This is a genomic window from Brooklawnia cerclae (assembly GCF_011758645.1).
Classification (GTDB): Bacteria; Actinomycetota; Actinomycetes; order Propionibacteriales; family Propionibacteriaceae; genus Brooklawnia; species Brooklawnia cerclae.
The window spans coordinates 346,763-370,774 of sequence record NZ_JAAMOZ010000001.1 but is presented as its reverse complement, the minus strand read 5'-3'; the positions used below and the strand labels follow the sequence as shown (position 1 = coordinate 370,774).

24 protein-coding genes are annotated in these 24,012 nt (G+C 67.1%); 15 read left to right on the top strand and 9 right to left on the bottom strand.

Annotation, left to right across the window (positions count from 1 at the left end; translation table 11 throughout):
• Position 1: 1 nt before the first annotated feature.
• Entirely contained in the window at positions 2–1,450 is a 1,449-nt protein-coding gene (gene purF / locus FB473_RS01750; RefSeq protein WP_167168865.1) for an amidophosphoribosyltransferase, read from the bottom strand.
• Between the two features lie 197 nt (positions 1,451–1,647).
• Between purF and FB473_RS01745 the strand changes: the two genes are divergently transcribed.
• Both FB473_RS01745 and pdxH read left to right on the top strand, forming a co-directional pair.
• Positions 1,648–2,610: a C-terminal binding protein gene (locus FB473_RS01745; protein ID WP_167164270.1), complete on the top strand. Its 963-nt coding sequence runs from the start codon at positions 1,648–1,650 to the stop codon at positions 2,608–2,610.
• 94 nt (positions 2,611–2,704) lie between these two features.
• Positions 2,705–3,340, top strand: a complete 636-nt coding sequence (gene pdxH / locus FB473_RS01740; protein WP_341770003.1) for a pyridoxamine 5'-phosphate oxidase — start codon at positions 2,705–2,707, stop codon at positions 3,338–3,340.
• A 46-nt stretch (positions 3,341–3,386) separates the two neighbouring features.
• Here the strand turns inward: pdxH and FB473_RS01735 are convergent, their stop codons facing one another.
• Both FB473_RS01735 and FB473_RS01730 read right to left on the bottom strand, forming a co-directional pair.
• Positions 3,387–4,799, bottom strand: coding sequence for an Nramp family divalent metal transporter (locus tag FB473_RS01735; protein ID WP_167164268.1), 1,413 nt, complete (start codon positions 4,797–4,799; stop codon positions 3,387–3,389).
• A gap of 168 nt (positions 4,800–4,967) precedes the next feature.
• Positions 4,968–5,729 carry a metal-dependent hydrolase gene (locus tag FB473_RS01730; RefSeq protein WP_167164266.1) on the bottom strand — a complete coding sequence of 254 codons (762 nt, stop codon included), beginning with the start codon at positions 5,727–5,729 and terminating at the stop codon, positions 4,968–4,970.
• Positions 5,730–5,917: 188 nt separating this feature from the next.
• Here FB473_RS01730 and rpiB point away from each other — a divergent pair, with 188 nt between their 5' ends.
• Together rpiB and FB473_RS01720 are read left to right on the top strand one after the other, a co-directional pair.
• Complete coding sequence (gene rpiB, locus FB473_RS01725) at positions 5,918–6,385, top strand: ribose 5-phosphate isomerase B (protein ID WP_167164264.1); 468 nt, start codon at positions 5,918–5,920, stop codon at positions 6,383–6,385.
• Positions 6,386–6,530: 145 nt separating this feature from the next.
• Positions 6,531–7,424: an HNH endonuclease gene (locus tag FB473_RS01720; protein WP_167164262.1), complete on the top strand. Its 894-nt coding sequence runs from the start codon at positions 6,531–6,533 to the stop codon at positions 7,422–7,424.
• A 31-nt stretch (positions 7,425–7,455) separates the two neighbouring features.
• Here FB473_RS01720 and FB473_RS01715 read toward each other — a convergent pair whose 3' ends face one another.
• The 3 genes from FB473_RS01715 to purL form a co-directional block, all read right to left on the bottom strand.
• Positions 7,456–7,839, bottom strand: coding sequence for a hypothetical protein (locus tag FB473_RS01715; RefSeq protein WP_167164260.1), 384 nt, complete (start codon positions 7,837–7,839; stop codon positions 7,456–7,458).
• Positions 7,840–8,140: 301 nt separating this feature from the next.
• Complete coding sequence (locus FB473_RS01710; RefSeq protein ID WP_167164258.1) at positions 8,141–9,481, bottom strand: M20/M25/M40 family metallo-hydrolase; 1,341 nt, start codon at positions 9,479–9,481, stop codon at positions 8,141–8,143.
• Between the two features lie 48 nt (positions 9,482–9,529).
• Positions 9,530–11,791 carry a phosphoribosylformylglycinamidine synthase subunit PurL gene (gene purL / locus FB473_RS01705; protein ID WP_167164256.1) on the bottom strand — a complete coding sequence of 754 codons (2,262 nt, stop codon included), beginning with the start codon at positions 11,789–11,791 and terminating at the stop codon, positions 9,530–9,532.
• A 204-nt stretch (positions 11,792–11,995) separates the two neighbouring features.
• On the opposite strand from purL, the gene FB473_RS01700 reads away from it, so the two are divergent.
• Positions 11,996–13,339, top strand: coding sequence for a PocR ligand-binding domain-containing protein (locus FB473_RS01700; RefSeq protein ID WP_279588561.1), 1,344 nt, complete (start codon positions 11,996–11,998; stop codon positions 13,337–13,339).
• Positions 13,281–14,426 (top strand): 1-propanol dehydrogenase PduQ, encoded by a 1,146-nt coding sequence (locus FB473_RS01695; RefSeq protein WP_167164252.1) that lies wholly within the window; start codon positions 13,281–13,283, stop codon positions 14,424–14,426. Before FB473_RS01700 ends, FB473_RS01695 begins: the two co-directional genes overlap by 59 nt.
• Here FB473_RS01695 and FB473_RS01690 read toward each other — a convergent pair.
• The 3 genes from FB473_RS01690 to eutS form a co-directional block, all read right to left on the bottom strand.
• On the bottom strand, positions 14,423–15,409 hold the full coding sequence (locus tag FB473_RS01690; protein ID WP_167164250.1) for an IS481 family transposase: 987 nt from the start codon (positions 15,407–15,409) through the stop codon (positions 14,423–14,425). The genes FB473_RS01695 and FB473_RS01690 overlap by 4 nt on opposite strands.
• Positions 15,410–15,806: 397 nt before the next feature.
• Complete coding sequence (locus FB473_RS01685; RefSeq protein ID WP_167164248.1) at positions 15,807–16,232, bottom strand: EutP/PduV family microcompartment system protein; 426 nt, start codon at positions 16,230–16,232, stop codon at positions 15,807–15,809.
• A complete protein-coding gene (gene eutS / locus FB473_RS01680; RefSeq protein WP_167164246.1) occupies positions 16,229–16,570 on the bottom strand; it encodes an ethanolamine utilization microcompartment protein EutS in 342 nt (113 codons plus the stop codon). The genes FB473_RS01685 and eutS overlap by 4 nt, the downstream gene beginning before the upstream one ends.
• Before the next feature lie 296 nt (positions 16,571–16,866).
• On the opposite strand from eutS, the gene FB473_RS01675 reads away from it, so the two are divergent.
• From FB473_RS01675 to FB473_RS01635, 9 genes are read left to right on the top strand one after another with little or no spacing between them, the layout of a single operon-like run.
• Positions 16,867–17,145, top strand: coding sequence for a BMC domain-containing protein (locus FB473_RS01675; RefSeq protein WP_167164245.1), 279 nt, complete (start codon positions 16,867–16,869; stop codon positions 17,143–17,145).
• A 14-nt stretch (positions 17,146–17,159) separates the two neighbouring features.
• On the top strand, positions 17,160–17,969 hold the full coding sequence (gene pduB, locus FB473_RS01670) for a propanediol utilization microcompartment protein PduB (protein WP_167164243.1): 810 nt from the start codon (positions 17,160–17,162) through the stop codon (positions 17,967–17,969).
• Between the two features lie 14 nt (positions 17,970–17,983).
• Positions 17,984–19,645: a propanediol/glycerol family dehydratase large subunit gene (locus tag FB473_RS01665; RefSeq protein ID WP_167164241.1), complete on the top strand. Its 1,662-nt coding sequence runs from the start codon at positions 17,984–17,986 to the stop codon at positions 19,643–19,645.
• A 10-nt stretch (positions 19,646–19,655) separates the two neighbouring features.
• Complete coding sequence (locus FB473_RS01660; RefSeq protein WP_279588560.1) at positions 19,656–20,324, top strand: propanediol/glycerol family dehydratase medium subunit; 669 nt, start codon at positions 19,656–19,658, stop codon at positions 20,322–20,324.
• A 10-nt stretch (positions 20,325–20,334) separates the two neighbouring features.
• Positions 20,335–20,868 (top strand): diol dehydratase small subunit, encoded by a 534-nt coding sequence (locus tag FB473_RS01655; RefSeq protein WP_167164237.1) that lies wholly within the window; start codon positions 20,335–20,337, stop codon positions 20,866–20,868.
• A gap of 25 nt (positions 20,869–20,893) precedes the next feature.
• Positions 20,894–22,711 (top strand): diol dehydratase reactivase subunit alpha, encoded by a 1,818-nt coding sequence (locus FB473_RS01650; protein WP_167164235.1) that lies wholly within the window; start codon positions 20,894–20,896, stop codon positions 22,709–22,711.
• Complete coding sequence (locus FB473_RS01645) at positions 22,704–23,051, top strand: glycerol dehydratase reactivase beta/small subunit family protein (RefSeq protein ID WP_167164233.1); 348 nt, start codon at positions 22,704–22,706, stop codon at positions 23,049–23,051. The genes FB473_RS01650 and FB473_RS01645 overlap by 8 nt, the downstream gene beginning before the upstream one ends.
• 26 nt (positions 23,052–23,077) lie before the next feature.
• Positions 23,078–23,704: a BMC domain-containing protein gene (locus tag FB473_RS18170; protein WP_167164231.1), complete on the top strand. Its 627-nt coding sequence runs from the start codon at positions 23,078–23,080 to the stop codon at positions 23,702–23,704.
• A gap of 29 nt (positions 23,705–23,733) precedes the next feature.
• Positions 23,734–24,012: a BMC domain-containing protein gene (locus FB473_RS01635; protein ID WP_167164228.1), complete on the top strand. Its 279-nt coding sequence runs from the start codon at positions 23,734–23,736 to the stop codon at positions 24,010–24,012.

Here is a 24,012-nt window from a genome sequence, read left to right as displayed (position 1 = left end):
GTCATGAGGCCTCCTGGGGCACACCCAGCCTGGCTGCCGCCGAGCAGGGAATTCGAATCGGATAACGACCATCGAAGCATGCCGAGCACAGCGCGTCCGCGGGGAGCCCCACCGAGTCGATCAGACCGTCGAGGCTGACGTACCCCAGGGAGTCCGCACCGATCGCCTTGGCGATCTCGTCGGTCGTGAGACCGGGAGCGATGAGCTCCGCTCGCGTCGCGAAATCGATGCCGTAGAAACAGGGCCACTCGACGGGCGGGCTGCTGATTCGCACGTGTACCTCGGCCGCGCCCGCCTCGCGCAACATGCGGATGAGCGCACGCTGGGTGTTGCCCCGGACGATGGAGTCGTCCACCACGACCAGGCGTTGCCCCTCGATCACCTCGCGCAGCGGGTTCAGCTTGAGCCGGATGCCCAACTGGCGGATCGTCTGCGTCGGCTGGATGAAGGTTCGTCCCACATATGCGTTCTTGACCAGGCCCATCGCGTAGGGGATGCCAGATTCGCGCGCGTAACCGAGCGCCGCCGGGGTGCCGGAGTCGGGCACGGGGATGACGAGGTCGCCGTCGGCGGGCGACTCGATCGCGAGCCGACGCCCGATCTGGAACCGGGTGGGCTGCACCGCGCGTCCGGCGATGCGGGTATCGGGACGGGCGAGATAGACGTACTCGAACAGGCAGCCCTTCGGCCTCGCCTCGGCGAAGAACCGGCTGCGCAGCCCGCCCGCGTCGATCGCGATGAACTCCCCCGGCTCGACCTCGCGGACGAACGTGGCGCCGACGATGTCCAGGGCGGCGGTCTCGGAGGCCACCACCCAGCCGCGTTCCAGCCGCCCGAGGACGAGCGGACGGACGCCCTGCGGATCGCGGGCGGCGTACAGGGAGTTCTCGCTCATGAAGACGAGGCTGAACGCACCGACGAGTTGCGGAAGCACCTCCATGGCGATCTGCTCGACGCCCTGGCCCTCGTCCCAGCTGGCCATCATCGCGGCGACCAGGGCGGTGTCGTTGGTCGAGTCCATGGACTGCTTGCGGGGCACCTCACCCTGCGCACCGACGCGCGCGATCAGGAGCGCCTCGAGGTCATCGGTGTTGGTGAGGTTGCCGTTGTGTGCGATCGCGAAGCCGCGTCCACCGATCGAGCGGAAGAGCGGCTGGGCGTTCTGCCAGACCGAGGCGCCGGTGGTCGAATACCTGGTGTGGCCGATGGCAAGGCTGCCCGGCAGCGAGTTCAGCGTCGGTTCGTTGAAGACCTGGCTGACCAGACCCATGTCCTTGAAGACCATGATCCGGTTGCCGTCACTCACCGCCATGCCCGCGGACTCCTGCCCCCGATGCTGCAGGGCGAACATTCCGTAGTAGGTGAGCTTCGATGCCACCTCTCCGGGGGCGTACACCCCGAAGACGCCGCATTCCTCGTGTGGAACATCCTCGGCCTCGTGGCAAGTCATCACCGCACGAGTTTATCCGACGAGATGAGACAAGGCCGGGCACACGCGTCCGGTGGGCACGAGCACCGCTGCTCTCGGTCCGGATCGAGAGCCGGGGCCGGGCCTACAGCCATGGAGGATATGGGATAATGATCGAGTCTTGAAAGCCGTACACATGTTAACCCGGCGCGACTTTACAGCCCAAGGAAGGGACAATCATGCGGGTAACCATCACAGACCTCGACCATGACAGCTACGCCATCGAACAGGCGGCAGCGGACGCGGAGGGTGTCGAGCTCCTCTTCATCAACGGTGACGCCGACTCCGCCACCGATCCTCGCGTCAAGGGTACCGACGGTCTGGTCGTCCAGTACGCCAAGGTCGACGCTGCGGCCATGGACTACCTGCTGCCCGAGCTGAAGGTCATCGGCCGCTACGGTGTCGGCGTCGACACCATCGACCTGGACGCGGCCAGGGAGCGTGGCATCGCCGTGGTGAACGTCCCCGACTACGGCACTCAGTCGGTGGCCGACCACGCCATCACGCTGGCACTGGGCGTCATCCGCAACATCAAGGAGCTGGACACCCTGGCTCGCAAGTCGACCATGGACCTCGCCCCGGCAGCACCGATCCATCAGTTCGTCGACCTCACGTTCGGCGTGGTGGGCTTCGGCGCAATCGGCCGCGCCTGCGCCGAGAAGGCACGCGGGCTCGGATTCACCACGGTGGTGACCGATCCCCTGATCCCCGAGGGCACCACCGAGGTCGACGGCTTCACCGTGGCGTCCTTCGACGAGGTCCTGGCCACGAGCGACGTCGTCAGCGTCCACATCCCGCTGCTGGACTCCACCAAGCACCTGTTCAGTGACGAGACCTTCGCCAAGATGAAGGACGGCGCGATCATCGTCAACACCGCCCGCGGCGGCGTCATCGACACCGAAGCCCTCGTCCGGGCCGTGGAGTCGGGCAAGCTGCTGGGCGCCGGGATCGACGTGCTGGAGGTCGAGCCCGTCCCCGCGGACGCACCCATCACCAAGCTCGACCGCGTGCTGCTGAGCCCGCACGCCGCGTACTACTCGGAGGAGTCGTACGTGCTGCTCAAGCAGCGCGTCATCCGCAACACCGTCGACGTGCTGAAGGGCCGCGAGTGCAGGTTCACGGTGGTGCCGCCCAAGAAGTGACGCGGCTGGCTCGGTGGCGGCGGGCGCTCGGCTTCGTGCCGGGCGCCCGCCGCCATGTCCGAGACCCGTGGCCACAAGCCCTAGTGTTGGGGGCGTGAAGTCCATTGCAGGCATGCGCAGGAGCTACGAGCGAGGGCAACTGGACGAGGCCGACGCGGCCTCGCGTCCCTTGGCACAGTTCGAGAAGTGGTTCGATCAGGCACGCAAGGCGGGAGTCTCCGAGCCGAACGCGATGACCCTGGCGACGGTCGGCCCGCAAGGCCGCCCGTCCACGCGCGTGGTGCTGCTCAAGGGCGCCGACGACCACGGACTGGTCTGGTACACGAACTACAACTCGCGCAAGGCTCACGACCTCGACGGCAACCCGTACGCCGCGCTCCAGTTCCACTGGGTCGACCTGGAGCGCGTCGTCCGCGTCGAGGGGCGTGTCGAGAAGGTGTCGTCCGCCGAGTCGGACGAGTACTTCGCGGTCCGCCCACTCGATTCGCGCATCGGGGCCTGGGCGTCCCCCCAGTCGGAGGTGATCAGCTCCCGCGCGGTGCTGGTGCGCAACGTCGCGCAGCTCACCACCAGGTTCGGGCTCAACCCTCCTCGTCCCGACCACTGGGGCGGATACCGATTGGTGCCGGACTACTGGGAGTTCTGGCAGGGACGCAAGTCACGCCTCCACGACCGCATCCGCTACCGGTTGGACGAAGGCCGCTGGACGGCCGAACGCCTGGCACCGTAGAGGCACCAGGCGTTCGACTGTTCGTCCGTGACGGATCCAGACACCGTCACAACGTGCTGATCAGCGACAGGACGCCGACCGCGAACACTGCCACCGCGGAGATCATCAGGTAGATGGTGAACCCCGTGCCGTCCTTCACGGCCTTGTCGGTCTCGGTGTACGAGAGGTAGAGCGTCGCGACCACGATCGCCATCAGGAAGATCGCATTGCCGATACCGGCGACGATCACCATGGCCAGCGGCGACTTGAGTGCGATGGCGAACAGGCCCCAGATGATCGGCAGGGCGACCATCAGGCCCTTCATCCACTTGTTGCGGGCCTTGAGGTCGGTCCAGTTGAACACGTTGAAGATCGCCAGGGTGTTGGAGATCTGGCGTGCGAAGCCCGGGACGTTGGCGACGATCGTCTTGAACAGCGCGATGGCCGCACCGATCAGGAAGACGACCTTGCTCCACGGGCCGATCGTGTCGGTGAACATGCGCGAGATCACCTCGAGCACCTCGTTGCCCGAGGGCTCCAGGCCCTGAGGGTTCAGCACCGCGGCGCCCAGGATGTAGAACGAGGCCGTCGAGATCGTGTAGATCACCCACGACAACCAGGCGTCCTTCTTCATGACCGAGATCCAGCCGCGGGCGCGGCTCTTCCACTCGTCCGAGCCGTCGTTCGGGCCGGTCCAGGCGGCGTAGCCCTTCTCGACGCACCAGTAGGTGTAGGCCGTGATCTCGCCGCCGCCGACACCGGTCATGCCGAACATCGACAGCGCCACACCCATCGCACCTGCGGCGATACGGAACTGCAGGCCGGACGCGAGGTCGCCACCGCTCCAGGCGAACGGCGTGGCCTGGATGCCGAAGACCATGACGACGACGAGCACCGTCACCAGCACGACGAGTGCGGTGGAGACGTTCTCGACGATCTCGTACTTGTTCGCGAGGTGGATCGCGATGGCGACCACCACGAGGATCAACACCCAGAAGCCGATCGACAACGTCGAATACGGGTCTCCACCGATCGGCATCACCATGGAGAGCGCAAGCGCACCGGCGCCGAGCACACCGCCCTGGCCGATGACGATCTGCAGGAACATCAGCAGGCCCAGGTAGGAGATCCAGCTGCGTCCCGCGAGCTTCGGCGGAACCTGGTTGTACCCGGTCATCGCCGCCTTGCCGGTGGAGATGGACCACCTGGCGAGTTCGATCTGCACGGCCACCTTGACGAACGTCGAGACGAAGACGAGCCACAGCAGCATGAAGCCAGTCCTCGCGCCGAGCGTCGTCGCCGTCAGCAGCTCGCCGGAACCGACCACGGCGGCGCTGGTGACCATGCCGGGGCCCAGGAAGCGCAGGCTCGGCCCCCAGCCCTTCGGCGGTTCCATGATCTTGGCAGGGTCGAGGACGTACGGGTCCCTCAACTCCTCGGACTCCGCCGCCTCCTCGGGGGCAGATGCCGCTATGGCCATGTCCTCTCCTTACAACAACAGTCCGGTTGCGCCGCTGCCGACGCACCATCACGCCGGCAGTGGCGCAACTCGAACACTGTAAGCAATTTGTTGCTTTGGTGCTACCAAAGTTGCCAAAAGTTTGCACATCGCAGGCAGACGCGCTAATGCGCCGGCCGGACGACCACCTCAGCCGCCGAGCAACGCCACCAGATTCGGGACCCGATCGAGCGCGCCTGTCCTGACCACGAGAAGGACGACCGCGGCCAGGCCGGTCAGCGGAGCGACGAGGGATCTCTCGACGAACTTCCCCGTCGTGATCGCGGCCAGCCGGAAGCGGACACGACACACCGGCCACAACAACGGGCAGCCCTCTTTCGTGAGCATGTCGCCGGCGATGTGAGCCAGGCAACCCACACCTACCGCCAACGGGACGATCCCTGACGCGAGGTCGACGATCGACGTCGTGACCGCCAGTCCCGCCCCGCCGGCCACACCCGCGAGCACCCCCAACCTGCTGCTGTGCTCGGGCACGACCGACCACGAGTTCAGGCCGATGGCGAGCAGGAACCCGACCCACACGCCGAGCACCACCCCGCCGACCAGCTCGTCCTGCACGACACCGACGCGTCTGAGCAGCGACGGAAGGCTGTTGACGAGCACCGCGAACGCGACGAACCCGGCCACGCCGAGCAACGAGTGCGTGCCGTTACGGTGCCCACCCGACAGCGCTGCCACCAGTCGCGTGAGGGGCTTGGTGACCGGGGGGATCGTCCAGGCGACAGAGCCCGACGGATGGTCTGCATCCGGCAACATCGCCGCGCCCGCGCCCGCGACCGCGAAGACGCAGACCGTGAGAGGATCGGCCGGATCAGCGCCCACCCGCGACAACAGCGGCACCGCCACCATCGCGAGCAGCGCACCGCTCGCGGCATGGGTACGCCCCATCATCGCGGCACCCCGGAGAAGTCCTCGTCGTCCATGTACCTCTGGCCCTGCCTCTCCTCGACGTCCGCGGCGTCCTCACCGCTCCATGGCCCGCGGCGCACACGATGCACCCGGTCCCGGTCACGTGCCGGGCAACAGCCCGCTGGCCGGACGAGCCCGGGGCCGGACGCGCACCCCGTAGACTCGCGTGCATGAAGATTGGCATTGGCAGCGACGCCTCAGGGTATGACCTGAAGGGCATCATCGTCGAACACCTGTCCCAGCAAGGTCATGAGGTCGTGGACTACGGCCCGCTCGAGGGCGAGACACCCGAGTACTCCGCCACCTACGCACGCAAGGTCGCGCACGCGATCCGTGACGGCGAGGTCGAGCGCGGCGTCCTGATCTGCGGTACCGGCATCGGCATCTCGATCTCGGCCAACAAGGTGCGGGGCATCCGCGCCGCGGTGTGCTCCGAGCCGTTCACCGCTCGGCACACCCGCGAGAACAACGGCAGCCAGATCATCGCGTTCGGCGCGTTCGTCGTCGGCCCCGAGGTGGCCAAGGCCATCGTGGACGCGTTCCTCGGTGCCGAGTTCAAGGGCCTGACCGACCCCGAGTTCCAGAGCCGTTTCAACAAGATCGCCGCCATCGAGGACGAGGAACTCGCCCTCGCCTGATCCGACGCGGCGCCGGGGAGCTCCCTCCCGCGAGCGAAATCACCTACCGCGAGCGAATTCATGCGCGCGGGAAGTGATTTCGGTCGCGGGAGCGCTTGGGCGAGGCGAGCTTGCGCTCCCGGCGTCCCGGTGATGGGCTTCTGCCATGGAGTCGAGGATCGAACGCGAGCTACGCGATCGCATCATCGCCTGGGTGCTCCAGCGGGCCGAGGCCAACGGCGGCTTCATCGAGCGGTCCGAACTCGCCGACTTCCACCTCGACGGTGACCGTCTGCCGCTCATCGACAGGGGACGTGGGATCCGCAATCCCACAGGATTCAGGTCGACCCTGTCGGTCGTCCAGACGGTCGGCGGGCCCTACGACGACATCGAATCCGACGACGGGCTGATCCACTACCGGTACCGCGCCGGTGACATCGACAAGGGCGACAACGCCAAACTGCGTGAAGCCGCGGTCACCGGGCAGCCACTGATCCTCTTCCGCAAGGAGGAGAAGAACATCTACACCCCTGTCGCGCCGGTCTTCGTGATCGCCGACGATCCGGCTTCCGGGTACGTCACCATCGCCCTGGACGAGTCGTTCCGCCTACTCGGTAGTGGAAACGACCTGACCGAACCGCAACGGCAGTATGCCCGCCGTCTGGCGACGCAGCGGTTGCACCAGCCGGCCTTCCGCACGCGAGTCATGCTCGCCTACGAAACACACTGCGCGATCTGCCACCTCGCTCATGGTTCGCTGCTCGATGCCGCGCACATCGTCCCCGATTCGGCGCCCGGTGGAGCCCCGACGGTTTCCAACGGCCTGGCACTGTGCAAGATCCACCACGCGTCCTACGACCAAGACCTCCTGGGGATCACACCCGACTACGAGGTTCGCATCAACGCCGACCTCCTGGCCGAGCGAGACGGCCCGATGCTCACCCATGGTCTTCAGGAGATGCACGGCCGGAAACTCACGATCCCGCGCCGCAAGGCCGACGCTCCCGATCGCGACCGTCTGGCCTGGCGCTGGACGCAGTTCGCGTCGACGGGTCACTGACCTCGCCCTGCCGCCCTCTCATGGAACGCCTTCACCCGGACGCCCTCGCGTCCCGGATCACCACCGCGATCCAGGGCACCACGAACAGCGAGGCGATGCCCACGAGCCACGGCGATCGGCCGATCCCGAGGAAGAAGTAGACGGTCGTCCACACGAAGATCGCCACCAAGGTGACGAGGTCGGCCACGGTCTCCCACCGGTCGATCACCTCGCTGGGCGCCGGGATGCCCCCGATCCAGTGGACGACGAGTAGGCATGCGGCGGCAACCAGTGCCACCGCGCCGAGCCACTGCGGCACCATCAGCAGCGCGACGGCCGCGACGGCGCCCATCACCAGGCTTTCGACATGTGTGCGCCGAGCCAGCGACGAGTCAGCCACACCGGCAATTCCGGTCATCGCTATCCGCGTCATCATCAGGTACCCCTCCCCTAGCCACATCCACATTGATGCACGCAGGCGGGCGAGCCGCTCTCAGATACCCACGCTACCACCGCCCTGCCCGGACCGGACCTGCCGCAGGCCCGCCTGGCGCGGCGTCCGACCCTGATCTCTGCACACCAGTGCGCCCCAAGCGAATTGGAAAGCGCTTGCTCTGGCGTGTCCATGTGCAACGAGCAGGGTGGACGACGCATCCGTCCCGCAGTGCTGCCGAGGATACGGCTCCGGCGTTCGATCCGGGGCGGGGGAAGGCCGTCGCCGGGCGTCCGACCTCAGTTCACTCGGCCAACTCAGCCAGCAGCAACGCCTCGGCCAGGCAACCCGCGCGCCAGTCGGGCAGGTAGAGCGACTCGTCGATGCCGTGCATGCGCGAATCAGGGTCACCGACCGCGGTGCACAGCAGTTCGGCGTCCGGGTACAGGTCGTGGAACTCGGCGACCAGCCCGATCGACCCGCCCATGCCGATCTGCACCGGCGCGACGCCGTAGGCCTGCGTCCAGGCGTAGGTGGCCTTCTCGGCGAACTCGCCGCTGAAGTCGATGATCCCGGGCTCGGCCTTCTCGTGGTTCTCGACGATGAGCTGGGCACCCCACTCGACGTGCGATTCCAGATGCGCCTTCAAGCACTGCCAGACGTTCTCCGACGTGTCGCCCGGAGCGATCCGGACGCTCACCCGAGCCCGCGCCGACGGGATGAGAGTGTTGGACGAGGCCGCGATGCTCGTGGTGTCGAGCCCGATCACCGAGATCGCCGGCTTCGCCCACGTGCGTGACCCCAGCGGCCCGGTGCCGATCGGCCGGACGCCGTCGAGCAGGCCCGACTCGGTACGCAGCGTCTCCTCGCTGTAGTCGAGGTCTGCGCCTTCCCGCCCGACCAGCCCCTCGACGGCGACGTTGCCGTCCGCGTCGTGCAGGGTGGCCAACAGCCGGCTCAGGGTCGTGAGCGCATCGGGGACGATGCCCCCGAACTGCCCCGAGTGCACCGCATGGTCGAGCGTGCGTACCTCCACCACGCAGTCGAGCACGCCTCGCAGGGTCGTGGTGAACGCGGGCTTGCCCGCCCCCCAGTTGTTGCTGTCCGCGATGACGTACAGGTCGGCCTCAAGGTCGCCCTGGTGCTCGGCCATGAGCTGGGCCAGGGTCGGCGAGCCGAGTTCCTCCTCGCCCTCGAACAAGACGGTGACGTTCACCGGCGGCTTACCCTCGAAGGCCCGCAGGACGGCCAGATGGACGCCGAGCCCGCCCTTGTCGTCCGCGCATCCGCGTCCCCACAGGCGGTCTCCGCGCACCGTGGCCGCGAAGGGCTCACTAGTCCATTTCGCGAGGTCGCCGGTCGGCTGGACGTCCATGTGCGCGTACAGGCACACCGTGGGAGCCTCGGGATCGACGACGAAGTGCCCGATCACGGCGGGCATTCCTCCGCCCGCCTGGACGATGCGGGCATCGTCGCAGCCCAGCAACTTGAGCCTGCCGACGAGTTCCTCGGCGATCGCGGCCACGTCGGCCGCATGCTCGGGCTGCGAGCTCACAGACGGGATGGAGACCAGATGCACCAGATCGTCCAGGGCATCGGGGATGACGGCTTCGACCTTCTCACGCACAGCGGCAACATCGACCATGCGTCCGACCCTACTAGTCCTGCCCGGCGGACGCCCAAGCCCCGGCGCTCAGGCCTCCATCGCGGCCGGGATGGGAGCCTGCCAGGTGGCCCGGATGAGATCGAGTGCCAGCGTGAACAGGCCCGAGACCTCGAGCTGCGGCTCGCGGGTGACCTCGCCGAGCTGAACGACCGGCACCTTCTGCTGCTCGCACAGGTCGACGAACTCGTCCGCCCGCGGCTCCGACACCGACACCAACGCCCGCCCCGGGGTCTCGCTGAACAGCGTCACGCACGCGTCGAGGCCCGTCGGCAGATCGACGCGGACGCCGAGCCCGTGCCGCAGGCACGACTCCGACAAGGCGACGGCCAGGCCGCCGTCCGACAGGTCGTGGGCTCCGGTGAGCAAGCCCAGGGACGACGCCTCCGCCATGACCCGCCCCAGGGCCATCTCGGCCTCGAAGTCGGGGAACGGCGGCAGCCCGCCCAGATGATGGTCGAACAAGACGTCCTCCCACATCGAGCCGCCCAGCTCCTCCTTGGTGGTGCCGAGCAGCAGGACGATCTCCCCCGGTGCGGTGAAGCCGGTCCGGATGCGATTGCGGACGTCGTCGATGACCCCGAGCATGCCGATCTGCGGCGTGGGAAGGATGTTGTGGCCGTCGGTCTGGTTGTAGAAGCTGACGTTGCCGCCCGTGACCGGCGTGCCGAGCGCGCGGCAGCCGTCCACCAACCCCTTGATCGCCTCGACGAACTGCCACATGACCTCGGGATCCTCCGGTGAACCGAAGTTGAGGCAGTCGGTCACCGCAACGGGCTGGGCTCCGGTCACCGCGACATTGCGGTAGGCCTCCGACAAAGCCAGTTGCGCACCCAGGTAGGGATTCAGCAGGCAGTAGCGCCCGTTCGCGTCGGTGGCCAGTGCGATGCCCAGATTGCTGCGCTCGTCGATGCGCACCATGCCGGAGTCCTCCGGGGTGGTGAGCACCGAGTTGCCCCGGACGAACCGGTCGTACTGCTTGGTGACCCAGGTCTTGTCGCACTGGTTCGGGGAGCCGACCACCCGTAGCAGCGCATCGGCCAACTCGTCGCCGGCGACAGGCCGCGGCAGGTTGTTGGCGTGATCGGCCTGCACATCGTCCAGCCAGACCGGCCGGGCCTGCGGGCGATCGTAGGTCGGGCCCTCGTGGGCGACCGTGCGGGGATCGACGTCGACGATCCGCTCACCGTGCCAGTCGATGAGAAGACGATCGCCCTCGATGAGCTCGCCGATCACCGTCGCCTGCACGTCCCACTTGGCGCAGATAGCCATGAACCGCGCCACGTCGGCCGGCTGGCAGATCGCCATCATGCGCTCCTGCGACTCGCTCATGAGGATCTCCTCGGGAGTCATCGTCGAGTCGCGCAGCGGGATGAGGTCGAGTTCACAGCGCATGCCACCGTCACCCGCGGACGCCAGCTCGCTGGTCGCGCACGAGACGCCCGCAGCACCCAGATCCTGGATCGCCGTGACGACGCCCCCAGCGAACAGGTCGAGCGTGCACTCGATGAGCAGCTTCTCCATGAACGGGTCGCCCACCTGCACCGCCGGACGCTTCGACGGCTTGCTGTCGTCGAACGTCTCCGACGCGAGGATGGACGCCCCGCCGATGCCGTCGGCACCGGTCGAGGCGCCGTAGAGGATGACCTTGTTGCCGATCCCGGTGGCCTTGGCGAACTTGAGGTCCTCGTGCCGCATGACGCCCACGCACAGGGCGTTGACGAGCGGGTTCCCGTAGTAGGACGCGTCGAAGGCGACCTCGCCGCCGATGTTGGGCAGTCCCAGACAGTTGCCGTAGCCGCCGACGCCGGCGACGATCCCGGGCAGCACGCGGGCGGTGTCGGGCGCGTCGAGGGCACCGAACCGCAGCCCGTCCATCACGGCGATCGGCCGCGCGCCCATGGCGAGGATGTCGCGCACGATGCCGCCGACGCCCGTGGCGGCACCCTGGTAGGGCTCCACATAGGACGGATGGTTGTGCGACTCCGACTTGAAGGTGATCGCGTAGCCCTGGCCGATGTCGACCGCACCCGCATTGTCACCGATGCCCGCGAGCAGCGGCCCGCGCGGAGTCGTCTGCTCCAGTTCCCCGAACCGCTTCAGGTGGATCTTCGACGACTTGTAGCTGCAATGCTCCGACCACATCACCGAGTACATCGCCAACTCGGCGCCCGTGGGACGCCGCCCCAACAACTCGCGGATGCGCTGGTACTCGTCCTCCTTCAGTCCGAGAGCCGCCCATGGCTGCTCGACATCGGGGGTCTGCACGGCCTGCTGCACGGTGTCTACCACGGGCCAAGGTTACCGCCACCACCCTTGCCAGGGTGACCGGCACTCGCAACCTGGGCGGAGAGCGGGGACGCGACGGCCCGGCTGCAGGCCAGTACGTCGCCCGCCGACCCGGCCGGCCACTACCGGGGCAGCCCGGATTCGCCGCACATCTTCTCAAGGCCGCCTCCCTGAACTACGCTCAAGGCAAGCCAGTGGGAGGCATAGATGGCTGATCTGGATCTTCAGGGAGCATTGAATCTAGATCAGATCCAGCAAATGACCGCAGACTTTTCCGAGGCGACGGGACTCGCCTCGGTGACTGTGGAAGCCCGCGGGGCACCGGTGACGGTTCCCTGTGCGTTCACAGAGTTCTGTCGTGCCATGCGTTCGGATCCGATCCGTAGCAAGTTGTGTGAAGGCTGCGACGCGCATGGCGGGCTGCAGTCGCTGATCGAGCAGACGCCGCGCATCTACCGATGTCATGCGGGTCTGGTCGATTTCTCCGTACCCATCATCATGGGCGACACCTACGTGGGTGCGATCGCGTCCGGCCAGGTGAGGGTGGCCGACACCGAACAGCCCGACTTCCTCACCACCGGGACGTCGTGGCAGGGCGATCCTCATCTGCAGGATCTCTACAACAAAGTTCCGGTGTACTCCCGGCGCCGCATCGCCGCGGCGGCCGAGACGCTGTTCGGGCTGAGCAGATCGCCGAGCATCATCCGCGACTGCCCGTTGGTCAACCTGCCCAGTCACGTGGTCGTCCCTTCGGCCGGCACCTCGCCGACCGCTCAGCAACGCGTCCGACTGCTGAGGCTCGCGCCCCGGGCCGAGGGCGAGGATGCCGACGAGGCCGCCGACCACGAGCAACCGTCCGAGAGCCACGCCGCGCTCCGCGACGCCCTGGACGCCGAGGACCTGGCGACCGCGTTCAGCGAGATCGGGGCCCTCCTCGACGAGGCCTTCGCCGCAGAGGGCGACCTGCGCGACCACCTGGCGAGCATCGAGGACCTGGTGGTGGCGGTGGCACAGGACTGCGCACCGCGAGCGGCACCGCACCTGACCCATCTCGTGCAATCGCAGCGAGGCCGCCGCACCTCGTCCGGCAACCGTTATCAGAGCCAGCTCTACATGGAACGGCTGCTCACCATGGTGCTGGACGACATCCTGCGTTCGCGGCCGCAACGACGCCCCGACCTGCGCGACCTGCTCAACGAGATCGCCCGGCACCCCAACCGGGCCCTGTCGCTGACCGAGGCATCGACCGCGTTGCACTGGTCACCCGGACACCTGTCGAAGTTGTTCAAATCCGTCACCGGATGCACATTCGTGTCGTATATCACGGCACAGAGGATCTCGCGCGCACGGCTGATGCTAGCTTGCACACAGATGCCGGTGAGAAAGATCGCTGTCGACCTGGGATTCAATCAGGTCAACTATTTCTCCAGGGTCTTTCGCGCGCATACCGGGGTTTCCCCGAGCGAATACCGGCGTCAGTATTCTGCACGCGATGGAGGTCCTGCCGGTGTATCGCTTCCAGCTCACAACCACCCTCTGCTACGGGCCTGATTCCCTGGGGGCGCTGTCCGAACTGTCCGAATGCCGGGTACTCATCGTCACCGATGGATTCCTGGCCGATTCGCCCCTCATGACCCAGGTGAGGGCCGCGCTGGGGGGCGCGACCGTCGAAGTGTTCGACCATGTGCAGCCGAATCCGGACATCGACGCGGTGACCGAGGGCCTGCGCGCGTATCTCGCGTTCAGGCCCCAGGCCATCGTCGCCATGGGCGGCGGCTCCGCCATCGACACGGCCAAGGCCGTGCGCAAGATGGCCCTGGAGCAGGGGCACCCGACCGAGGCGGGTTTCGTCGTGATCCCGACCACCAGCGGCACGGGCTCGGAGGTGTCGTCCTTCGCGGTCGTGACCGACCCGGCGACTCATGCCAAGCTGCCGCTCGAATCGCCCGACATGGTCGCCGACATGGCCATCCTCGACCCGGAGGCGGTACGCACCGCCCCGCCCAGGCTCACCGCCGACTCCGGCATGGACTCGATCAGCCACGCCATCGAGGCCTACGTGGCGAAGGGCAACAACGACTTCTCCGACGCGCTGGCCGAGAAGGCCCTCCGGCTGGCCGACGGGTACCTCGTACGCTGCTTCCGTAACGGGGACGACACCGAGGCCCGGGAGCACCAGCACACGGCGGCCACGATGGCGGGAATCGCGTTCGAGAACTCGGGGCTCGGCATCGTGCACGGGCTCTCGCACTCCATCGGCGGTTCGTTCCGTGTGCCGCACGGGCGGCTCAACGGCATCCTATTGCCCTCGGTGATCTCGTTCAACGCCGGTGAGTTGGGGTTCCGGCCGGGCGAACTCGGCCCGGTGGCGTGCCGCTACGCCGGGCTCGCGAACGCACTGGGGCTCTCGGCCGCCAGTGAGCGCAACCTCGTGCTGGCCCTGGTCGGCTGGGTGGAACGGATACGCCGCGACCTGGAGATGCCCACCACCCTGACCGAGGCCGGGGTGGACCGCGTCGCGTTCAAGGCCGCCATCCCCGATCTGGCGCGGACCGCGGTCAACGACTACTGCACCACCGGCAACCCGACACCCGTGACCGAGGCCGACCTCGCGGGCATCCTCAGGCGGGTGGTCTAGGTGTACTGATCGGGGACGTTGGTCAATCGGCTGATTGGGGGTTTGCCTCCGATGGCTGAGTGGGGTCGGTGGTGATTGTATTCGTGGAGCCAGCCGGGCAGGGCTTGGCGTCGTTCGGTTTCTGAGTAGTAGTGGCGGGCGTAGGCCCAGCCGTCGGCGAGGGTGCGGTGGAAGCGTTCGATCTTGCCGTTCGTTTGGGGTCGGCGGGGTCGGGTCTTCTTCATGGTGATGCCGAGCGCGGCGCAGGTGTCGCGCCACAAGTGCGACTTGTAGGCCGACCCGTTGTCGGACAGCACGCGTTCGATGGTGATGCCGCGGGCGGCGTACCAGGCGACCGCGCGGGCCAGGACAGCGGTCGCGGTGGCCGCGGTTTCGTCGTCGTGGACCTCGGCGTACGCGACCCGGCTGTGGTCGTCGATCACGGTGTGCACGAACGCGTGGCCCATGAGCGGGTTGTGATACTTGCTCTTCGGCTTGCCAGGGGTCGCCTGCTGGTTCCAGTCGCCTTGCTGGCGGCCGACGAACCGCCACCCGCCACCGTCGGGGATGTTGCCGAGCTTCTTCACATCCACATGGATCAACGACCCGGGATGGTCGTGCTCGTAGCGGCGGACGGGTTCCCCGGTGGCCCGGTCCACATAGGTGAGCCGGTTCAGCCGGTTACGGACCAGGATCTTGTGGACCGTCGACGCCGCGACACCCGTGCGGGAGGCCAGCTGCACCGGGCCGAGACGTTTGCGCCACCTGAGCTCGAGGACCCTGCGCACGGTCGGTGCTGGTGTCCGGGCCGGCTGGTGGTGCGGCCGACTCGACCGGTCGTCCATCGATTCCCCGGCGGCGTACCGATCGGCCCACCGTTTCACGGTCGGCCACGACACCTGGAATCGGGCAGCGACCTCACTGATCGGCCAGCCTTGGTCGACAACGAGCTGGGCGACCTTCAATCGATGTCTCGGGGTCAGGGCTGCGTTAGCGTGGGCCACGAAGGACCTCCTGTTCTGAGTGGATACCATGAGCAATTCCACTCAACCGCGGGAGGTCCTTCCCAGACAATCAATCAGACCGCGTCGTCACACCGACCCGACCAACCTGTCCGATCAGTACATCTAGGCCAAGTCGTCTCGACAGGCTCGACGAGCGTTTCGCCCTGGCTGGAACCCTGCCAGAGCGCTCTCTGAGCCTGTCGAAGGGCGGGCCCAATGAACGTTCCCTGAGCTTGTCGAAGGGTCGTTTCGACAAGCTCAACGAGCGTGTCCTGAGAGTGGTCGTTTCGACAAGCTCAACGACCGTTCCCCGAGCCCTCAACGAGTGTTCCCTGAGCCTGTCGAAGGGTCGTTCCCTGAGCCTGTCGAAGGGTCGTTCCCTGAGCCTGTCGAAGGGTCAGGCGATCCTCTCGGTGAGGGCCTCGATGCCCTCGCCGGTGACCGCGGACACCTCGAGAACCTCGGTGACCCCGGCAAGCACGAGGTGAGCAGACGCCGTCCGCACCTGGTCGGGTGACGCGACGTCGATCTTGGTCACCACGCCGATCGACGGCGGGGTGAAGAACGTCGTGAATCCCGGCGGGAACCTCGTGTCGGCGACATTCGCCGAAGCCAGCAGCACCACGAGGTCGGCGTCGAACGAGGCCATCCGCAACGAGTGCTTGAACCAGGGCAACTCGAGATATTCGCCCGGGGTGTCGATGACGGTGCCGTCGGTGTAGATGGTCTCGGTCTTGGCGTAGTCCAGGTCAGCGCCTCGCAGACGTTGCAGGAGCGTGGTCTTCCCACACCCGACGCTGCCGACCAGCAGGATCCGCTTCACGACTTTGTCACCGGCGGACGAGCGAACCCCAGCCCGTCGCACAGCCCGTCCACCACGCTCTTCACGGCCGTCTCGACGTCGGCCAGACGTCCGAGGACGATGAGGGAGCCGGAGAACCGGTCGACGAACCCCAGTTCGACGTCGGAGGCCTTGGTGGCGATGTCGGCCGCGATGATCGCCGCCTCGCTGGGGGTGATCGTCAGCACACCGATCGCGCCACCGCCGGACGGTAGCCCGACCTTCCCGTAGAGGCGCTCATCGGGGTTGGCGACCACGTGGGCGAGCGTCACCTGCTTGCCCGGGACGAACTCCTGGATGATGCGCTGCTTCTCGGCCATCCCTGCCTCTCAACCGCCCCGTGGGCGCGCTCGTGTCCGCGCTGCCTGTCATGCCGACTCGTCTCATCGTGCGAAGGCAGGCCGGGCCAGTCAAGGGTTGCGACGGTTCTGTACAAGGTTGCATTTTCTTGTCCACTCCTCTGCATTTTCTGGTCCGGATCATTGACCGGATAAGGCGCGAAAGTGGTCACAGCAGGCTCGATTATTGCCTGCTGAACAGACGTAGCCTCAACGGAGTTCCCGGGTGGCCGATCTTCCCGTCCCCGGGACCCACCGATCCAACGGAGGAGTCTGGAATGCAAGAAGCCCTCGGAATGGTGGAGACGAAGGGTTTCGTCCCCGCCGTTGAAGCCGCTGATGCAATGGTCAAGGCGGCGAACGTCGTCCTCATCGGTAGCCAGCGTGTCGGATCCGGCTTGGTGACCGTCCTGGTCCGCGGCGACGTCGGCGCGGTCAAGGCCGCCACCGATGCCGGAGCCGTAGCCGCACAACGCGTCGGCGAACTGGTCTCGGTTCACGTGATCCCGCGTCCCCACACCGACGTCGAGAAGATTCTCCCGTCGGCCGAGAAGTGAGGCAGTGAATCCACATGGCAAATGAAGAACTGGTCAACCAGATTCTGGCGGCCGTCATGAAGAAGGTCGACGGCGCTCCCGCGCCCGCGGCCCCGCCGGCCCCCGCCCCTGCGAGGGTCCTCTCCGGCGCCGCGCCCGCGGCGACCGAGTTCGTCGGCACCACGGCACTGGGTGACACCATCGGACTGGTGATCGCGAACGTCGATCCCCAGATCCACGAACTGATGAAGTTCGATCCCAAGTACAAGTCGATCGGCATCATCGGCGACCGCACCGGCGCGGGCCCGCAGATCTTCGCCGCCGACGAAGGTGTCAAGGCGACCAACACCGAGATCCTCTCGATCGAGCTCGCCCGTGACACCAAGGGCGGCGCCGGCCACGGCTCGCTGATCATCTTCGGTGCCGAGGACGTCTCGGACGCCCGCCGGGCCGTCGAGGTCACCCTCGGCGAGGTCGAGCGGACGATGGGCGACGTCTACGGGAACGAGGCCGGACACCTGGAGTTCCAGTACACCGCCCGCGCCAGCCACGCGCTCAACAAGGCGTTCGGCGCCCCGATCGGCAAGGCCTTCGGCATCACCGTCGGCGCCCCTGCCGCGATCGGCGTCGTCCTGGCCGATACGGCCGTGAAGGCGTCGACCATCGACGTCATCGGCTACTCCAGCCCGGCCCACGGCACGAGCTACTCCAACGAGGTGATCTCCACCTTCACCGGCGATTCCGGTGCCGTCCGGCAGGCCATCGTGGCCGCCCGTGAGGTCGGCCTGAAACTGCTCGGGGCCATGGGGGCCACCCCGACCTCGACCACCACTCCGTACATCTGAATCGGGGCATTTTCGTGAGAAGCAAGCGTTTCGAAGCACTCGACGCCCGCCCGGTCAATCAGGACGGGTATGTCACGGAATGGCCTGAGGTCGGACTGATCGCGGTCGACGCACCGAGCGATCCCAAGCCGTCGATCAAGATCGAGAACGGCAAGATCGTCGAACTGGACGGCAAGAAGCGTGCCGACTTCGACATGCTCGACACCTTCATCGCCGACTACGGCATTCGCCTGGACGGCGCCGAACAGGTCAACGCGACCGACTCGGTCGAGCTGGCCCAGAAGATGGTCGACTTCCGGGTGCCACGGTCCGAGGTGGTCAAGCTCACCACGGCCATGACGCCGGCGAAGATCACCGAGGTCGTCAACAGCATGACCGTGCTGGAGATGATGATGGCCGTCACCAAGATGCGCTCTCGTCTGTTCCCGGCCAACCAGGCGCACGTCACCAACGTGCGCGACAACCCGGTGCAGATCGCGGCGGACGCGGCCGAAGGCTCCCTGCGAGGCTTCGCCGAGGAAGAGACCACCGTCGGCATCGTCCGGTACGCGCCGTTCAACGCCATCTCCATCCTGGTCGGCTCGCAGGTGGGGCGCCCCGGCATCCTCACCCAGTGTTCGGTCGAAGAGGCGACCGAACTCGCGCTCGGCATGCGCGGCTTCACCGCGTACGCCGAGACGGTGTCGGTCTACGGCACCGAGCAGGTGTTCATGGACGGCGACGACACGCCGTGGTCGAAGGCCTTCCTGGCTTCCTGCTACGCGTCCCGTGGCCTGAAGATGCGGTTCACCTCGGGCACCGGATCCGAGGTCCAGATGGGCTTCGCCGAGGGCAAGTCGATGCTCTACCTGGAGGCTCGCTGCTTGTACGTCGCCAAGGGCGCCGGCTCGCAGGGCATCCAGAACGGCTCGGTCTCCTGCGTCGGGGTTCCGGCGGCCGTTCCCGGTGGGATCCGCGCGATCCTGGCCGAGAACCTGATCGCGGTGAGCCTCGACCTCGAGTGCGCATCGTCCAACGACCAGACGTTCACCCACTCCGACCTGCGCCGCGTCGCCCGCACGCTGATGCAGTTCGTGCCCGGCACGGACTTCATCTGCTCCGGGTACTCGTCCACACCGAACTACGACAACATGTTCGCCGGTTCCAACTGGGACGCCGACGACTACGACGACTGGCTGATCATCCAGCGCGACCTCAAGGTCGACGGCGGCCTGGTGCCGGTGCTCGAGGACGATGTCGTGCGCGTCAGGAACAAGGCGGCCAAGGCGATCCAGGCGATCTTCCGTGAACTCGGGTTCCCCGAGGTCACCGATGCCGAGGTCGAGGCCGCCACCTACGCGCGCGGTTCGGAGGACATGCCCAAGCGCAACGTCGTGGAGGACCTCAAGGCCACCGACGAACTCATGAAGCGCGGCCTGACCGGGGTCGATGTCGTCAAGGCCCTCAGCCGTGCGGGATTCGACGATGTCGCGCACTCGGTGTACAACCTGCTGCGCCAGCGCGTCGCCGGTGACTACCTGCACACCGCGGCCATCTTCGACGAGAACTTCCACGTGATGAGCTCGGTCAACTACCCCAACGACTACCAGGGGCCGAAGACCGGCTACCAGATCAGCGAGGAGCGGTGGACCAAGTTGAAGACCATCCGCCAAGCGATCAGCCCTGAGAGCATCTGAGGTGATGACAATGGACGAGAACACACTCCGCCGCATCATTGAAGAGGTCATCGAGGAGTTCGTCGGCAGTTCGGCGGCCCCGTCCGCGACGGCCACCGCTGTGGCCACCGCCCCGGTGCCGCAGCAGGGTTCCGAACTGGTGATCACCGAGGAGGGCCCGGCCAAGAAGGGCACCACTCCCCGTGAGGTCGTCATCGCGTTGGCTCCCGCCTTCGGCGGCAAGATGACCAAGACGATCACCGGTATCCCGCATGCCGACGTGCTTCGCGAGATCTGCGCCGGCATCGAGGAAGAGGGACTGAGCTACCGGTTCATCCGCGCCTTCCGCACCGCCGACGTCGGTTTCATCGCCCACGACGCCGCCGAGTACTCCGGCTCGGGAATCGGGATCGGTATCCAGTCGCGCGGCACCACGGTCATCCACCAGGCTGACCTTCCGCCGCTGTCGAACCTCGAACTGTTCCCCCAGGCTCCGTTGATCGATCTGGAGACCTTCCGTGCGATCGGCCGCAATGCCGCCAAGTACGCCAAGGGAGAATCGCCCGAGCCCGTTCCGGTGCGCAACGACCAGATGGCCCGGCCCACGTACCAGGCGATCGCCGCGCTGATGCACATCAAAGAGGTCCAGTTGACCGATCCCAAGAAGCCCATCCAGGCCCTGCGGGTCGAGTACCGATAGGAGGTCGATCATGGAATCAGAGGAACTGATCCGCCATGTCATGGCCGAAGTGATGGCCAAGCTTGGTACCAACCAGGCGACCCCCACCACCAGCGGCAACACAACGAACTCGAACAGCACACCGGCTGGCGGCACCGTGGACGCTTCCAGCTACCCGCTGTCCGAGAAGATCCCCGACCGGATCTCGTCGGCGTCCGGCAAGAAACTCTCCGACTTCTCCTTCGACAAGCTGAAGAGCGGCGAGTTGACGGCGGCCGACTTCCGGATCGCGCCGGAGACGCTGAAGCTGCAGGCCGAAGTGGCCGACTCGGTGGGACGCGAGTCGCTGGGACGCAACATGCGCCGTGCCGCCGAGTTGATCAAGGTACCCGACGACGAGTTGCTGGACGTCTACAACTCCCTGCGTCCGTACCGCTCCACCAAGGCGGAGCTGTACAAGATCGCCGACAAGCTGGAGTCGGACTACGGCTGCACTGTCAACGCCGCGTTCATCCGCGAGGCGGCTGACGTCTACGAGAAGCGGGGACGCCTGAAGAGCGAGTGATCAGCTCTTCCGGAGAACAAGCACCATGACCTTGATAGCTGGTATCGACATCGGTAACGCCACCACCGAAGTGGCGCTCGCGGAGTTCTCCGCGGGCACCACTCCGGTGTTCCTGGCGTCGTCCATCGTGCCCACGACCGGCATCAAGGGCACCCCGCAGAACACCCAGGGGATCTTCCAGGCGCTGACTGTGGCCCTGGACTCCGCCGGGCGCGCTGTGGCCGATCTCGACCTCATCCGGATCAACGAGGCCGCTCCGGTCATCGGGGACGTGGCCATGGAGACGATCTCGGAGACCATCATCACCGAGTCGACCATGATCGGCCACAACCCCGGCACCCCGGGCGGCCTCGGGATCGGGGTGGGCACCACGATCCTGATCGACGACCTGGACGCCGCGCGGCCGGGTGAGCCCCACATCGTGGTGGCCGACCGATCGCACGGCTTCGAGGACGTCGCGGCGCGCATCAACGCCTCGGACGATCGCCTCCGGATCACCGGCGCGATCCTGCAGCGCGACGACGGGGTGCTCGTCCACAACCGTCTGAAGCACAAGATACCGATCGTCGACGAGGTGGCCCTGATCGACAAGGTGCCGATCGGTATGCTCGCCGCCATCGAGGTGGCCGGCGTCGGCCGCATCGTCGACACCTTGTCCAATCCCTACGGCATCGCCACGCTGTTCGGTCTCAGCCCCGACGAGACCGCCTCGGTGGTGCCGATGGCCCGCGCGCTGGTCGGCAACCGCTCCGCGGTGGTCATCAAGACCCCGAAGGGCGATGTCACCGAGCGGCGCATCCCCGCAGGCAGCCTGCAGTTCATCGGCGAACGCACCGCGGAGATCGATGTCGACCGCGGCGCCGACGAGATCATGCGTGTGGCCGGATCGGTCGGGACGATCCGCAACATCCAGGGCGAACCCGGCACCAACATCGGCGGGATGCTCGAGAAGGTGCGCGTGGTCATGGGCCGGCTCACCGACCGCGACCCGGCCGGGATCGAGGTCACCGACCTGCTCGCCGTCGACACCCAGGTGCCTCAGCAGGTCACCGGTGGTCTGGCAGGCGAGTTCTCGCTGGAAGCCGCGGTAGGGATCGCGGCGATGGTCAGGGCCGACCACCTGCAGATGAAACGCATCGCCGACGACATGGCCGCCCAGTTCGGCATCCCGGTCGAGGTCGGTGGGGTGGAGGCCGACATGGCCGTGCGCGGCGCGCTCACCACACCGGGCACCTCGGTGCCCATCGCGATCCTCGACATGGGGGCCGGCTCCACGGACGCGTCGGTCCTGCGCTCCGACGGCGTCGCGCACTCGATCCACCTGGCGGGAGCCGGGAACATGGTCACTCTGCTGATCAAGTCCGAGTTGGGCCTCGAAAGCGAGGAGGACGCCGAGAACATCAAGCGTTACCCGCTGGCCCGCGTCGAGACCTTGTTCAACATCCGCCACGAGGACGGCACCGTGGAGTTCTTCGACACACCCCTGCCGCCCCACGTCTTCGCCCGCACCGTCGTGCTCCACCCCGACGGCATGATTCCCCTGCCGCTGCGGCAACCGCTGGAGGTGATCCGGCAGGTACGGATCCATGCCAAGGAGCGCGTCTTCGTCACGAACGCGATCCGTGCCCTGGCCGCGGTGAGTCCCACCAGCAACGTGCGCGACATCGCCCACGTCGTGCTGGTCGGCGGGTCGGCACTCGACTTCGAGATCCCGCAGCTGGTCACCAAGGCGCTCGCCGAGTACCGGGTGGTGGCCGGGCGCGCGAACATCCGAGGTTCGGAGGGTCCCCGCAACGCCGTGGCGACCGGCCTCGTCCTGGCATGGGGGAACAGCCATGAGTGAACAACGACCGACCGTCTGCGTCCGGGTGCACGACGCCGTGTCGGACGCGCAGATCGCCGAGGTGCTCCACGGCCTCGAGGAGGAGGGTGTGCCCGCCGAGGTCAGTCGGCACACCGAACTCAGCCCCCTGACGCTCGCGCACGATGCGAGCCGTCAGTCGAGGCTGGGCGTCGGGATCGGGGCCAGCCTCGACTACCTGGTGATCACCACCGAGAAGCTACCGGTCGAACAGCCCTACCTCGCCCTCACGCTGAACCGCTCCGCGGACTCCGATCGGGCCGCGGGTGCCAACGCGGCTCGACTGGTCAAACGAATGCCCCTGCTCGACCTGGCGAATTGACGACGGGCGGACTGAAGGAGATGTCGATGAATCTGAGCCTCGGCACCATCGAGGTGTACGGCCTTCCAGCAGCACTGGAGGCTGCTGACGCGGCCTGCAAGAGCGCCGACGTGACGCTGATCGGTTATGAGGCCACCGACGGCCTCGGGATGGTGTGCGTCAAGATCGAGGGCCAGGTGTCCGCGGTCCAGTCGGCCATCGCCGCCGCGAGGGCCGCCGCAGGCCAGGTGACCAGGGTCTTCGCGACCTCGGTCATCCCCCGCCCCAGCGACCAACTCACCCCCGTGGTGGACACCGACGTGACCGTCGGACGGGGGGCCTCTCCCTCGGCCACCCCGCTGCAGTCCAAGCCCGCGCCTCGTCCGGCCCGGACCGCCGCTCCCGAGCCGGAGGCGGCGACCGAGCCCGCGACCGTCGATCAGCCGCCGACCACCCCGGAACCGCTGGTGGAGGCGGCCGCCACCAGCGCCGCGCAGACTCCGGCCGACGGGGAGTCCGCCGAGCCGGTCGCCCAGGTCGAGTTGATCGAGCAGGCGGCTCCGGCCGAGCCGGTCTCCGCCGCCGATGTGGCTGAACCGGCCGCTCCGGCCGAGCCCGCCAAGCCCACTCGCCGGGGCAGGCACACCAATCCACCGCACACCGCCAAGAAGTAATCCGCAACAACTAGAAGAGGAAGACAGCCATGAGCGAAGCACTCGGTCTCATCGAGACGAAGGGCTACATCGGGGCCGTGGAGGCGGCCGATGCGATGGTCAAGGCCGCCAACGTCGTGCTGATCGGCTACCAGAAGGTGGGCGCCGGTCTGGTGACCGTCATGGTCCGGGGCGATGTCGGCGCGGTCAAGGCCGCTGTCGACGCCGGTGCTGCCGCTGCGGCCAATGTCGGCGAGGAACTCGTCAGCAAGCACGTGATCCCGAGGCCGCACAACGACGTCGAGCAGCTGCTGCCGAAGCAGGCCTGA